This window comes from Halomonas sp. MES3-P3E (assembly GCF_002836035.1).
Taxonomy (GTDB): Bacteria; Pseudomonadota; Gammaproteobacteria; order Pseudomonadales; family Halomonadaceae; genus Vreelandella; species Vreelandella arctica.
Window position 1 is genome coordinate 1 of the sequence record NZ_PJBT01000041.1, and the last position, 12847, is coordinate 12847.

General features: G+C 55.9%; 13 protein-coding genes. 6 read left to right on the forward strand and 7 right to left on the reverse strand.

The features are described 5' to 3' along the window. Positions 1 to 47 precede the first annotated feature (47 nt). Together CXF87_RS10355 and CXF87_RS10360 are read right to left on the reverse strand one after the other, a co-directional pair. A complete protein-coding gene (locus CXF87_RS10355; protein WP_101146586.1) occupies positions 48 to 2387 on the reverse strand; it encodes an AsmA family protein in 2340 nt (779 codons plus the stop codon). Beyond that, positions 2388 to 2870, reverse strand: coding sequence for a GNAT family N-acetyltransferase (locus CXF87_RS10360; RefSeq protein WP_008957627.1), 483 nt, complete (start codon positions 2868 to 2870; stop codon positions 2388 to 2390). Between the two features lie 229 nt (positions 2871 to 3099). Between CXF87_RS10360 and hisB the strand changes: the two genes are divergently transcribed. The 4 genes from hisB (at position 3100) to hisF (ending at position 5939) form a co-directional block, all read left to right on the forward strand. Continuing rightward, positions 3100 to 3693, forward strand: coding sequence for an imidazoleglycerol-phosphate dehydratase HisB (hisB, locus tag CXF87_RS10365; protein ID WP_101146587.1), 594 nt, complete (start codon positions 3100 to 3102; stop codon positions 3691 to 3693). Positions 3694 to 3769: 76 nt separating this feature from the next. Continuing rightward, the gene (hisH, locus tag CXF87_RS10370) at positions 3770 to 4411 is read left to right on the forward strand and encodes an imidazole glycerol phosphate synthase subunit HisH (protein WP_008957629.1); all 642 of its coding nucleotides are present in this window, start codon (positions 3770 to 3772) and stop codon (positions 4409 to 4411) included. Positions 4412 to 4422: 11 nt separating this feature from the next. Next, positions 4423 to 5169 carry a 1-(5-phosphoribosyl)-5-[(5-phosphoribosylamino)methylideneamino]imidazole-4-carboxamide isomerase gene (gene hisA / locus CXF87_RS10375; RefSeq protein ID WP_101146588.1) on the forward strand — a complete coding sequence of 249 codons (747 nt, stop codon included), beginning with the start codon at positions 4423 to 4425 and terminating at the stop codon, positions 5167 to 5169. Further along, positions 5166 to 5939: an imidazole glycerol phosphate synthase subunit HisF gene (hisF, locus tag CXF87_RS10380; RefSeq protein WP_008957631.1), complete on the forward strand. Its 774-nt coding sequence runs from the start codon at positions 5166 to 5168 to the stop codon at positions 5937 to 5939. Before hisA ends, hisF begins: the two co-directional genes overlap by 4 nt. Before the next feature lie 28 nt (positions 5940 to 5967). On the opposite strand, the gene CXF87_RS10385 is transcribed toward hisF, so the two are convergent. Then, positions 5968 to 6570, reverse strand: coding sequence for a YjaG family protein (locus CXF87_RS10385; protein ID WP_035586723.1), 603 nt, complete (start codon positions 6568 to 6570; stop codon positions 5968 to 5970). A gap of 123 nt (positions 6571 to 6693) precedes the next feature. Between CXF87_RS10385 and CXF87_RS10390 the strand changes: the two genes are divergently transcribed. Next, positions 6694 to 7383, forward strand: a complete 690-nt coding sequence (locus CXF87_RS10390; RefSeq protein ID WP_101146589.1) for a type 1 glutamine amidotransferase — start codon at positions 6694 to 6696, stop codon at positions 7381 to 7383. Positions 7384 to 7401: 18 nt separating this feature from the next. Here the strand turns inward: CXF87_RS10390 and mnmH are convergent, their stop codons facing one another. The 4 genes from mnmH to CXF87_RS10410 form a co-directional block, all read right to left on the reverse strand. Then, positions 7402 to 8490 (reverse strand): tRNA 2-selenouridine(34) synthase MnmH, encoded by a 1089-nt coding sequence (gene mnmH, locus CXF87_RS10395; RefSeq protein WP_101146590.1) that lies wholly within the window; start codon positions 8488 to 8490, stop codon positions 7402 to 7404. Beyond that, positions 8487 to 9524 (reverse strand): selenide, water dikinase SelD, encoded by a 1038-nt coding sequence (gene selD / locus CXF87_RS10400; RefSeq protein WP_101146591.1) that lies wholly within the window; start codon positions 9522 to 9524, stop codon positions 8487 to 8489. Before selD ends, mnmH begins: the two co-directional genes overlap by 4 nt. Positions 9525 to 9580: 56 nt before the next feature. Continuing rightward, positions 9581 to 10951 (reverse strand): DNA repair protein RadA, encoded by a 1371-nt coding sequence (radA, locus tag CXF87_RS10405; RefSeq protein ID WP_008957636.1) that lies wholly within the window; start codon positions 10949 to 10951, stop codon positions 9581 to 9583. A 157-nt stretch (positions 10952 to 11108) separates the two neighbouring features. Next, complete coding sequence (locus CXF87_RS10410) at positions 11109 to 11555, reverse strand: copper resistance protein NlpE N-terminal domain-containing protein (protein ID WP_101146592.1); 447 nt, start codon at positions 11553 to 11555, stop codon at positions 11109 to 11111. Positions 11556 to 11721: 166 nt separating this feature from the next. Here CXF87_RS10410 and hisC point away from each other — a divergent pair, with 166 nt between their 5' ends. Next, on the forward strand, positions 11722 to 12783 hold the full coding sequence (gene hisC / locus CXF87_RS10415) for a histidinol-phosphate transaminase (RefSeq protein ID WP_101146593.1): 1062 nt from the start codon (positions 11722 to 11724) through the stop codon (positions 12781 to 12783). Positions 12784 to 12847: the final 64 nt, after the last annotated feature.

Below are 12847 nucleotides of genomic sequence, written 5' to 3' on the forward strand. Positions count from 1 at the left end.
GCCGGCGGTTAGGCCGGCGCAGCACTTATCGGTTCAGGTTAGAATGTTCAGTTAAACAGGCCGCGCAGCCCGTCACGCAGCTCCTTCCCAGCGCCTTCGCCTAAACGCTCATCCAACTGGTCCAAAGTATCGCCTAAACGCTCCTCCAGCTCTTCATTGACGCGTTCGCCAGCTTCGTTGCGCAGCAGGTCGACTACTGCCGCCTGGAATGCTTCACGATCAAAGCGGCACCACTCAGTGCGCTCACCGCCTAAATGTCCTTCACAGCGAACGGGCAGCGGCAGTTGTTCCAAGCGGGGATTCACCTCACAAGCCGCGTCGGCGGTGTCTACTAAGCGGGCATTCGCCTGGGTGTTGAAATTCATACTGGTAAGATTGAGTTCACCTTCCCCCTGAACATCAATGCCGGGCAGAGTAATCAGTAGATCGTCGCTCTCGACTAAACCGTTGCTGATTTGGAAGGTGGCATCGAAACGCTCGAAGCGGGTATCAGTGTGCCATTCGCGCAGCGTGCCCTCGCCTTCTAACTGGGCTACCAGCTCGCACATTTGCTGGGAAATGTTGGTATTTAAAATAGCCCCATCGTTCAGGCGGGCCGTCAGGTCCCCATTAAGGTTGCTGATGAGCGCTTCGCGGCTATTGCCTTGACTCGTAAGGCCGCCAGATAAATTAAAGCGACCGCGCAGTGGTGACGGCTCCTCTTCTTCGCTGATGGCTTCAATCAACGGTGCCATCTGAACGCTGTTTATGGTTGGCGAAAGCGCCCATTCCAGAATAGTGTCCGTGGCATCGACTTGACCGGTGGCGCTGAGTTCGCCTTCGTAGAAGCCCGACTCAAACGCCGTTAGCCGGTGGATGCCGTCGTCACCACGCAGCTGTAAGCGAGGATTATTGAACGTTAATCCTGCCAAGACGAGGTTATCGATGCTTAAATCACCCTCAAGTGACAGCCGAGTGAGAAGCGATTGCGGCACTAATGTGCTGGAATCCTGGGCAAAGGCTTTACGCAGCAGGCTACGGCTAGCCTGCTCGGCGGTTGCGGCACCGGGTAGATAGCGATCCAGATCCAATTGATCACCGGCCAAATCGAACGCTAGGCGCGAGCCATCCAACGCGGCGGTCAGTTCGCCGGTAAAGGTGCTTTCATCGACCACCAACGATAGGCTAGGCAAAGAGAGTTGCTCAGCATCCCCTTCGATAGGGCTGGTCATGGCCACATCGCTAAGTGCGGCCTCGCCCGCTGTGGTGAGCGTAACGCCAGCGCGAGCCAGCCAGGGGCGCAGCGTAAACGGGGCCGCGGTTAACTGGCCGCGATAGCGTGGGGCATCGCGCAGTTGCTCAACATTGAGGTGGCCACTAACTTTTAGGCCATCCGGCCCGGTGAGCTGCAGGTTTTTTAACTGCGCCGTTTGTGCTTGCCAATCACTCTCCAGGCCAAAGGCAAGTGCCAGCGCCAGACTACCTTGCCAGTTATCCGCGTTGCGCAGGCCTGCTTCAAGCACCCCTTCTGTGATCGAAAGCTGTTGCTCCCCCATGCGGGCGACCAGTTCAGCCGCTTTTAAGCTCAGCTGTTGTGGCTCGCTCTCTGCGCCTTGCGTCGTTCGCGTGGTGAGCGCCATATTTTCCAGCACGAAAAGCTCGTCTGCCAAGCCAAGCCGCACGCGGGTTTCGAGATTGATCTCGCTGCTCAGGTCGGGGGTGCGCTCCAGCACCTCGGCATCCAGCCGGTTATGCTTGGTCAGCGTAAACATTGCCTTGAGCGGGAAGGCGCGCACCGGGTTGACGTTACTGCCTGAAATATTGAGTTGCTGCATTCGCCACAGCGCTTCGGTTTGTGCATCGCGGAAACGAATATCGGCATTCTTCACTTCAACGCTGGCGATACTCAACACCACTGCCAGACTCCCCGCATCAGCATTAGGCCCTGCACTGGCGGGCGCCAGCACCGTTTCAGCGGAGCCGTCGTTATGTTCGGAGAGGCGCTCCAGCAAGGGTGCCCAGTTGCCTTCGCCTTGAGCGTCGCGCTCTAAATTAAGGCGCATACCGTCCAGCGTTAGCCCGTCTACAGCGATTTCGCCACGCAGTAGCGGACCGAATGCCACGCTGACTTCGGCTCGATCAATGGCGGCGAAGGCGGCGCTCTCTTCAGCTTGCTCGGGCAGCCAAGCACGGGCCTGTTCTACACTCACTCCGATACGAGGGTAGAATGACCACGTGATGGGACCTTCCAGCGCAAGATTGAGCCCGGTTTGCTCTTCCACGACAGCCGTTAAACGAGGTTTGAAATCTTCGGGATCCAGGAAAGTGGTGACATACACCACGGCGGCGACGGCGACGATGGCAAGAATACCGACCGCTGCCAGCAAAATACGTAATAGCTGTTTCATTTACCCTTTCCCTTGTGGGTCTAACTCAACAAAATCGCTGGTGGCGGGCATTCCCGGCACCGGCGTTTCTGGATTGGTCATAGGCCGGTAGCCTAATTTGGAAAGCAGCACGCGGTCAGCCAATGGTAAGGTGGAGGTTTCTATCCGCAACACACGACCTTCCTGTTTGGCTTGCTCGCCAAGCAGCGCCATTAAGCGCGAACCGACGCCACGGCGGCGCGTAGTTTTACGCACACAGAGCTCAGACAGCCACCACGCCCGGTCTTCTCCTTCTTGCACGGCGACAGCCCCCAGCAGCCGATCATTGAAATGGGCACAGGCAAAAAAATGCTGACCTTTAAAATGTTGTTCAATAAATGGCTCAACCGTTGGGGTGGGCATGCGCTCTTGGGGCGCATCCTCATAAATGCGCATTAGATCAAGGCGCACTTGCTCATCGGCTTCCCAACGGGCCTGGTCGACGTGGTGCAGTGTCACCGGCATGGTGAAATCCTCTTCGCCAAAGCAGCCTGGCTGCTATTTCTGCCGCAATTGATTGCAGCTACATTTCGCGCATTGTAGCGGATGAGGGCGCCAATTCACTATAATGGTCGTTTCGCCACAGGTTATGCCCTGATCCACAGTGGTAAGTTGATACAAAGCCACCGGCCATTTCACAGGATCGTTCCTCAGGGTAATCCCCCAGAGTGCGCCTTAGCGCAGGAGATGCAACATGTCAGCGCGTATTGCCACGGTTAGCCGTGACACCAACGAAACCCAGATCAAGGTCAGCGTCAATCTCGACGGTGAAGGCCGTCTTAGCTGCCAAACCGGCGTTCCGTTTTTGGATCATATGCTTGATCAAGTTGCCCGCCATGGGATGATCGATCTCGACATCAATGCCACTGGCGACCTGCATATTGACGACCACCATACCGTAGAAGACCTGGGTATTACGCTAGGCCAGGCTTTTTTTGAAGCCATTGGCGATAAGCGCGGCATTTACCGCTATGGTCACGCCTATGTACCCCTTGATGAAGCACTCTCTCGGGTGGTGATCGACTTTTCCGGCCGGCCGGGGCTTTACATAAATGTTGAGTTCACCCGAGATACCATCGGTAGCTTGGACACCCAGCTGTTCTGGGAGTTTTTCCAAGGCTTCGTCAATCACGCTCGCGTGTCGCTGCATATCGACAACCTCAAAGGCTTTAATGCTCACCATCAAGCGGAAACGATTTTTAAAGCCTTCGGCCGAGCGCTACGTATGGCCGTGGCGGAAGACCCCCGCATGGCAGGCCAAATGCCCTCCACCAAAGGGAGCTTGTAATGCTGCGCTATGTGATGAGCTATGTGACGAGCGATGCCTCTAGCTACTTTCCCTCTATCTCCACAAGGAGCGCTTCATGACCATTGCTGTGATCGACTATGGAATGGGCAACCTGCATTCCGTGGCCAAGGCGCTGGAGCATGTGACGCATGAGAATGTAGTCATCACCCGTGACCCGCGGCGTATTCTTGGCGCGACGCGCCTGGTGCTACCTGGCCAAGGAGCTATTCGTGACTGCGTTGGCGAGCTTGAGCGCACCGAGTTACGCGGGCTAGTGGAGGATATTCTCACCCGTCAAGCCAAACCGCTGCTGGGTATCTGCGTGGGTCAGCAAATGTTACTGGAGCGCAGCGAAGAGAATGGTGGCGTTGAGTGCCTGGGCTTTTTTAAAGGCAACGTAGACCGTTTCCCTGGTGATATGCGCGACGCCCACGAGCAGCGTTTGAAAGTACCGCACATGGGCTGGAATGTGGTCGAGCAGCATCACGACCACCCACTGTGGGCAGGTATTGATAATCGTGAACACTTCTACTTCGTGCACAGCTATTACGTAAATGCGGATGACGACGCCCAGGTGTTTGGTACGACCCAATACGGCAAGGTAAACGCCCATGTCGCGATTGGTCGAGATTCGACCTTCGCGGTGCAGTTTCACCCGGAAAAAAGCTCTCGCGCGGGCCTTCGCCTGCTTGAAAACTTTGTCACCTGGACGCCCTGAGAGGATTTTGTATGTTGGTAATTCCCGCTATTGATCTCAAAGACGGCCAGTGTGTCCGGTTGAAGCAGGGTCGCATGGAAGATGCGACCTCCTACGGCGATGATCCAGTGGCGATGGCCGCACGCTGGGTGGAAGCTGGCGCCCGCCGGCTTCACTTAGTCGATTTGAACGGTGCCTTTGAAGGCAAGCCGATGAACGGTGACGCCGTGACCGCTATTGCCCGTGCCTACCCGAATCTGCCGATTCAAATTGGTGGCGGCATTCGCAGTGCGGAAACCATCGAGCACTATTTAAGTGCCGGTGTCTCCTACGTGATCATCGGTACCAAGGCAGTAAAAGAGCCCGACTTCGTTGGCGAAATGTGTCGCGCCTTTCCAGGCCATGTGATCGTTGGGCTTGATGCCAAAGATGGCTATGTCGCCACCGACGGCTGGGCAGAGGTCTCCACGATCAAAGCCACCGAACTAGCCAAGCGTTTTGCCAACGATGGTGTCTCTAGCATCGTCTACACCGACATTGCTCGCGACGGCATGATGCAAGGCGTCAACGTAGAGGCCACCGCCGCACTTGCCCGCGAAGGCGGCTTGCCGGTGATTGCTTCCGGTGGTGTGACCAATCTGGATGACATCAAAGCACTCTGCGCAGTTGCCGATAGCGGTATTTTGGGCGCGATTACCGGCCGGGCAATTTACGAAGGCAGCCTGGATGTCGCCGAAGCACAGCGATTAAGCGACCAACTGACGGGAGGTGGTTCATGAGTCTCACCAAACGCATTATCCCTTGCCTGGACGTAGACGCCGGGCGCGTGGTCAAAGGCGTTAATTTCGTCGGCATTCGCGATGCCGGTGACCCGGTAGAGATTGCCCAGCGCTATAACCAGCAGGGCGCCGACGAGATTACCTTTCTTGATATTACCGCTAGCCACGAAGACCGTGATACGACGGTAGAGATGGTCGAGCGCATCGCGGGCGAAGTGTTTATTCCGCTGACCGTCGGCGGCGGCATTCGCAGCTGTGACGATATTCGCACCATGTTGAACGCCGGTGCGGATAAAGTCTCCATCAACACCGCCGCGGTCACTAACCCTGAGTTTGTGCGCGAAGCTGCTGAGCGTTTCGGTAGCCAGTGCATTGTGGTGGCGATCGATGCCAAGCGCGTCTCGAAAGAGGGCGAAACACCCCGCTGGGAAATTTTCACCCACGGTGGCCGCCGCCCAACGGGCCTCGACGCCGTTGAGTGGGCGAAGAAGATGGTGGAGTTCGGAGCGGGCGAACTACTGCTCACCAGCATGGATCGCGACGGGACCAAGATCGGCTTTGACCTGGGCGTGACCCACGCGATTTCTGAAGCGGTGAGCGTGCCGGTGATTGCCTCTGGCGGTGTAGGCAACCTGGATCACTTGGTGGATGGCGTACTGAAAGGCGGTGCCGACGCGGTGCTGGCCGCCAGCATTTTCCACTTTGGCGAGTACACCATTCCTGAAGCAAAGCGCTACATGGCCGAACGCGGTATCGAAATGCGCTTATAAATTTCTAATACGTAAGCCTGCCGGGGTGTTAAGCCCCGGTATCCTCAAGCGATAAGCCAAGATTACTGATGCCACCGTTGCGCCCTAACTCACGCACCTCTTTTAGTGCCGCCTTATCCAGCGGTTCGCTGACCATTTCCAATACGGCATCCTGAAAGTCGTTCTCGTCGGCCATCAGCGGATGGTCGCGAATAATCAGCGCCAGTTTTTGTGCGTCAACTTCGCCTTCAGTGAGCTCTATAAAGGCGCGCACGCCCGCTCGGGATGTACGGCTAACATCCAGCACGGCCTCTGGGGAATCGCCTTGTAGGGTGTCCAGCAGCGCCGAGACCGATACCACTGCATCCAGCGCACGCCTGGCACCAAAGCTGTCATCTTCTTCAGAAGGCTCACACTCGGCGAGCTTCTCCGCTTGACGAGCAAAGTCGATACTGGCATTGGGCACATTAAGCCGTTCCCACACCAAACTCAGCACGGTACGCAGCGTATGGCTATCGCCTTGTCCTGTGGTTTGCTCATATAACACATAGTTAGGCAGCAAACGCTCACACAGCGCCGCCATAAAGGCTTGCTGGGCCGGTAGTGGGAGTTCTTGCAGCCGTAAATAAAAGCCCTGAGGTTTCGGCACCATACTGATTTCCTGGATCGCTTTACGTGGGATATTGGTGAAATGTAGCGGGTACGTTATCGTCTCTCTGCGCTTGGGGCGATCCCCCAGCGCTTTGATGATTGTACGGCCGGCGAGGAGATTACCATGCATATTCATCTGCTACAGCACGGCCCTGACCATGGCCCCGCCCGTTTAACCGACTGGCTTACCAGTATGGGTCATAGTTACACCGTTTTTCATCTCTATGCTGGCGAGTTAACACCCCGCCCAAACGAATCTGATGCATTGATTGTGCTTGATGGGCCTGAGACGCTACTCAGCCAACCACCAGCGTGGTTTAAAGCTGAAGATAAACTGATCAACCGCTACCTGGATGGCCAAAAACCGTTATTGGGGATTGGCATTGGCGCTCACTGGATAGCGCAAGCACTCGGCGCAGTGATAGCCCCCGGCACTTACGCCGAAATCGGGTGGCATACGGTCACCCTGGCACCGGAAAGCTCACTGGATTTGCCCGAGTCGTTTTGCGCATTTATGTGGCATCGTTATGTCTTCAGCTTGCCCGATGATGCCTTTTCCCTGGGGGGCAGTGAAGCAGCACCGCTGCAGGGGTTTACCTGGGATAGAGGCCGCGTTGTCAGCCTGCTATGCCATTTGGAAGCCACGCCTGCCAGCGTTAACCACCTGTTGAGCAAGGCCGAGCGGCCTAGCGCCTCACCTGCCGCCGCCCGCTATGTTCAGGACGATGCGCAAATCCTTGAGGATGCCAATCGCTTTATTCATCTAGCACCGCTGCTTGACCGCGTGATGACCCAATGGTTAAGAACGAACTAACAGCAGCGCATGTAGCCATTATCTGTTCCACTGCCTGGCCACCGCCAGGCAGCTCTCCCAATCGCCGACATGAATTACCGGCGGGGCAGTCTCACGCTGCTTGTCTAAGTGATAGCGGTAGAGTGGGTCGTAATACTCGGTAAGCAGAGGCGCGAGCCAAGCTTCATGGGCCTGAGGGTTGCCGTGGACATGTTCGTTAAACGCCAGTGCCTGAAGCCGCTGCAAACGTTGCAGCCGTGCATTACCCAAACGCTTGCCCAGACGGATAAGCGCATTACTCAACTGCGCCTGCATCAGTTGCCAGCCCTGATAGGCACCATAGCGAGCAGCATAAGCCTGTTCTAAATCGATAATGTAGTCCTGCTGAATTTGAGCAAGGCGCCAATCCAGTGGCATTTCGATACGTACCCGGGGCGCTTGCTGCAATGCTCGCCAGAAGCTCAAGGGAATATTGGCACTACCAATCTGGCGGGACTCGTCTTCGATAACCAGCCCTTCGGTTAAGCTGATTAATCGTTTGGCCAGCGCATGCTCAAAATTGATTTGTGTGGCAGGCTCTTCGGGCCTACGCCCGAAGGCGGAGCCTTTATGGTGCGCGAAGGCTTCCAGGTCGACGCCATTATTGAGCTGATTGATCAACGTCGTTTTTGCACACCCAGTCAGCCCTGCGACCACCAGCATCGGCTGCAGTGCAGCCGTCTCAATACGCTCACATAGCGCTTGGCGCATGGCTTTCCAACCACCCTCCAAGCGTGGTCTTGAGATGCCTGCATCTTCTAACCACTGCTGAGCAATTTGTGAGCGCAGCCCACCGCGAAAGCAGTAAATCAATGCACCTGGATGCTCGGCTAAATACGCCTGCCACGCTGCAATTCGAGCTTGCTTGACCTCACCGCTGACCAAGCGTTCGCCTAACGCAATCGCCGCGGCTTGGCCCTGCCGTTTATAGGCGATACCTACCTGATGACGCTCACCATCAATCATTAACGGCAGATTGACGGCGCCAGGGAGTGCGCCCTGAGCAAACTCGACCGGGGCGCGCACATCTATTAGCGGCTGCTCTTCTTTGATTAGGCTTAATACCGCTGGTCGGGTGGCTAGTGTCACCCGACCACCTCAATAGAGGCGTTACCTTGGCGCGCTTTCATTACCCCGAATGACTGTAACGACAGGCCGAATTCGCGGCCAATGCGTTCAACGTCATCCTCCCAGGCAGGGTCAACACTAATGAGCAGTCCGCCAGAGGTCTGTGGATCACACAGCCACTGCCAGTGGGCTTCATCCATGGCGGGCAAGCTTTCACCCAGCGCATCACGGTTGCGTAGCGTACCGCCAGGTACTGCGCCTTGGCGGCGGTAAGACTCTGCCTCGGCTAAGCGCGGCAGCTTACGAAAATCAATCTGGGCCATCACATTACTGGCCTGACACATTTCCGCAAGATGGCCGGCCAAGCCAAAACCGGTCACATCAGTCATGGCGTTCACCCCTTTCACATCGGCGAGCTTCACGCCAATGCTATTGGGCTTGAGCATGGTTTCGCGGGCAAGGCCATGGTGGCCCATTTCCAGTAAGCCGCGCTTTTCGGCGGTGGTTAACATACCGATACCCAGCGGCTTGGTTAAGAACAGCAGATCACCAGGTTTGGCGGTGCTATTAAGCTTGAGCTTGTCTAGATCGACCAAGCCGTTAACGGCCAACCCGAAAATGGGCTCTGGGGCATCAATAGAGTGGCCGCCGGCCAGGGCAACACCTAATTCCCGGCACACCGCCTGCGCACCGGCCATCACATCACCGGCCACTTCAGCGCTAAGCTTATCCAATGGCCAGCCTAGAATGCCTAACGCCATTACCGGCGTACCGCCCATGGCGTAAACATCGCTGATCGCATTGGTCGCCGCGATACGCCCAAAATCAAAGGGATCATCAACAATCGGCATGAAGAAATCCGTGGTGGCGATCATGCCGCGGCCATCGCCCAGATCATACACGGCAGCATCTTCGCGTCCTTGATTGCCGACAATAAGCTGCTTATGACCCGCCGCTGGCCCCGCTTTGGCTAGAATCCCATCCAGCACGTCCGGGGCAATTTTGCAGCCGCAGCCGGCGCCGTGGCTATATTGGGTCAAGCGAATCGAACTCATCGTGTCTCTCCTTGGCACTTAGGGGATATCATCAGTTTAACGCAGTATGGCACATGCTACAGTGCTTCCAGCGCATCGCTGAGCTTATCCACGGCGATCACTTCCATGCCTTTTGGCGCCTGCTTGGGTGCATTGGCCCGCGGCACGATGGCACGCAGAAAACCGTGCTTGGCCGCCTCGGCAATACGCTCTTGGCCACTAGGCACCGGGCGTATCTCGCCGGAAAGCCCAACTTCACCGAATACCACTAACTCTTTGGGCAACGCGCGGTTTTGCAGGCTAGATACTACTGCCAGCAGTACTGCCAAATCGGCGCTGGTTTCAAGCACTTTGACACCACCGACAACGTTCAGGAATACGTCTTGGTCACCGGTAAACAGACCACCATGGCGGTTGAGCACTGCCAACAGCATGGCCAGGCGATTTTGATCAACGCCGACAGCTACCCGTCGGGGATTGCCAAGCGCAGACTCATCTACCAGTGCCTGCACCTCGACCAGAATTGGCCGCGTTCCCTCCCAAACCACCATCACCAAGCTGCCGGGCGCTTGCACTTCTTGGCGGGAGAGAAAAATCGCGCTGGGGTTTTTGACTTCTTTAAGGCCCTGCTCAAGCATCGCGAAGACACCCAGCTCGTTAACGGCACCAAAGCGGTTTTTCTGACCACGTAGGGTGCGAAAGCGTGAGTCTGCGCCGCCTTCTAATAACAGCGAGGCATCGATCATATGCTCAAGGACTTTAGGGCCCGCCAGCGAACCATCTTTAGTCACGTGTCCCACTAATAACAGAACGGTATTGGTCTTCTTGGCAAAGCGCGTTAACGCGGCGGCTGACTCACGCACCTGAGCAACGCCACCAGGCGCTGAGCTAATGTCTTCCAGATGCATGGTTTGGATCGAGTCGATTACCAGAATTTCCGGCTTTTCACGCTCAGATACCGCCAGAATGGTTTCCACACTGGTCTCGGCCAGCATTTTCAAACCGTTGGTGGGCAGTTGCAGGCGGTGGGCACGCATGGCTACTTGAGAGAGCGACTCCTCCCCCGTCACATAGAGTATGCGTCGCTGCTGGGCTAGCTTACAGGCCGTTTGTAGTAGCAGCGTTGATTTACCTGCACCAGGATTGCCACCCAAAAGCACCGCCGAACCGGGAACCAGCCCGCCGCCTAACACGCGGTCAAACTCAGCGAACGTGGAACTCATGCGAGGAACCTCGCTGAGATCAACATTGCCAAGATCGATCACTTCTCGCGAGAGATCACCTGTGTAGCCTGAGCGCCCAGAGGCTGCTCCGCCACCAGGGCGTGCACTTTCTAAACGCACCTCGCTTAGGGTGTTCCACTCTTGGCAACTACTGCACTGCCCTTGCCATTTGCGATATTCAGCACCGCACTCAGTGCATACAAAGGCGCTTTTAGCTTTGGCCACTGCCATTACACTCCTACTGTTGCTATCGCTATTTGACAACATTCACTACGTTGCCACCTGCATTAACAGCCACTGGCCATTGCCACTCGCGTCAGGCCTTGCCTCGACAAACACAAAAGGCGGCCAGTGGCCGCCTTTGATACTGCTGACTAGCGCGTTATTGGCGCTTTAGCTGCAGCATTTCACCATTTTCAAAACGACGACGTTCTGGGTCAATCAATTCCAGCGTGCTCTCATCAATACGCATGAAGTAATAGATTTGGCCATCGCCATCTGGCGTCAGCTCGTAAACGGTGGCGTCTGGGTCAGACGGCGTACCGGTCAGCACTTCCCAGTTACCCGCATAATTTTCATCGGGAGGGGTTTGGGGATGGTTCCGGTAGGTAGCGTTCAGTGTGAAAGTGCGCTCTTCCGCCGCGCTCATCTCTTCACCCATCATCGTGACATCCAGATCGATACCATCGCAGTTGCGGCAAGGTAGCGAGCCTTGGTAATTAGCCTGTGCGGTCGCTGCTTCCTCTTGCTGCTGTTCCATCGGACCGCTTGCACAGCCAGCTAATAGTGCCAACATAGCCGAACCGGCTAGCAAACTCTTAAGTTGCATAGAGTGTCTCCTTCATCTCGTGTTGGGCATCACATTTATTTACGCGCACTTGTGACAGCATAACCGCTACAAGGTGCGACGCACACCCCTAGCGACGCGAATGCTTGCGCTGAGTTGGCCTTCAAGCGACCATGGCATACCTTGCTAGGATAATCAGGTTACCCTCATGAGCCAATACTGGAGTCCGGCCGTTCGCGAACTTACGCCTTACGTGCCCGGTGAGCAGCCACGCGAGAAGCTTGTTAAACTCAATACCAATGAAAACCCTTACCCACCTGCTCCAGGCGTCGGTAAGGCGCTGCGCGATTATGCAACAGACCATCTGCGCCTCTACCCTGACCCTACCTCTACAGCACTGCGTGAAGCGCTTGCGGAGACATTTAAGGTAGCCAGCAGCCAAGTGTTTGTCGGTAACGGTTCCGATGAAGTGCTGGCATTCGCTTTTCAGGCCTTCTTTTGCCATCAAGCGCCGCTTGATGTGCCTGCCATCACCTATAGCTTTTACCCTGTTTACGCCAATCTTTATGGCGTTGAGCTGCGTAAGCATCCGCTCAATAAGCAGTGGGAAGTCGATATTGATGCGCTGGCGGCGGATACCAACCGCAGCGGCGTTATTTTCGCTAACCCTAATGCCCCTACCGGCCATGCGCACTCACTCGCAGCAATAGAGGCGCTGCTTAAGCGTGTCACAGATCGCGTAGTGCTGGTGGACGAGGCGTATGTCGATTTCGGGGCAGAGAGCGCCGTTTCGCTGATTGATCGCTACCCTAACCTGCTCGTCACCGGTACGTTTTCCAAGTCGCGCAGTTTGGCTGGATTGAGGTTGGGTTATGCGGTGGGCTCTGAGGAATTGATTGATGGCTTGCTGCGGGTAAAAGACTCTTTCAACTCTTACCCAGTGGATAGCCTAGCAAGCTTAGTAGGCATCGCCGCTCTGAAAGATGTCGAGCATTTCGAAGCCTGCCGCGAGCATGTTATTACCACCCGTGAGCGTACTCGCCAACGTCTAGAAGCGTTAGGGTTTGAGGTGCTGCCCTCTAAAGCTAACTTCGTGCTTACCCAACACCCTGACTACGAAGGCGCGCAGCTATTTGCTGGCCTACGCGAGCGGGGCATTCTGGTGCGCCATTTTAATACATCAGACCTCAATAACTTCCTACGCATCACCATCGGTACCGATGATGAGATGAATAGCCTAATTGAAGCGTTAGAGACGATCTGCGCTTAGCCTTTTCATTTTTAAGTCTTTACCTGGGCGGCGCAAGCCGCCTTTTTATCGGCTGCTTTTCTTT

What these genes read in the sequence shown, in the direction of transcription:
- CXF87_RS10385 (WP_035586723.1), bottom strand. Translation starts at nt 6,570, where the DNA reads ATGGTGCCGAAACCTCAGGGCTTTTATTTACGGCTGCAAGAACTCCCA.
- hisA (WP_101146588.1), top strand. Translation starts at nt 4,423, where the DNA reads ATGTTGGTAATTCCCGCTATTGATCTCAAAGACGGCCAGTGTGTCCGG.
- CXF87_RS10410 (WP_101146592.1), bottom strand. Translation starts at nt 11,555, where the DNA reads ATGCAACTTAAGAGTTTGCTAGCCGGTTCGGCTATGTTGGCACTATTA.
- CXF87_RS10390 (WP_101146589.1), top strand. Translation starts at nt 6,694, where the DNA reads ATGCATATTCATCTGCTACAGCACGGCCCTGACCATGGCCCCGCCCGT.
- selD (WP_101146591.1), bottom strand. Translation starts at nt 9,524, where the DNA reads ATGAGTTCGATTCGCTTGACCCAATATAGCCACGGCGCCGGCTGCGGC.
- hisH (WP_008957629.1), top strand. Translation starts at nt 3,770, where the DNA reads ATGACCATTGCTGTGATCGACTATGGAATGGGCAACCTGCATTCCGTG.
- hisC (WP_101146593.1), top strand. Translation starts at nt 11,722, where the DNA reads ATGAGCCAATACTGGAGTCCGGCCGTTCGCGAACTTACGCCTTACGTG.
- CXF87_RS10360 (WP_008957627.1), bottom strand. Translation starts at nt 2,870, where the DNA reads ATGCCGGTGACACTGCACCACGTCGACCAGGCCCGTTGGGAAGCCGAT.
- CXF87_RS10355 (WP_101146586.1), bottom strand. Translation starts at nt 2,387, where the DNA reads ATGAAACAGCTATTACGTATTTTGCTGGCAGCGGTCGGTATTCTTGCC.
- hisF (WP_008957631.1), top strand. Translation starts at nt 5,166, where the DNA reads ATGAGTCTCACCAAACGCATTATCCCTTGCCTGGACGTAGACGCCGGG.
- hisB (WP_101146587.1), top strand. Translation starts at nt 3,100, where the DNA reads ATGTCAGCGCGTATTGCCACGGTTAGCCGTGACACCAACGAAACCCAG.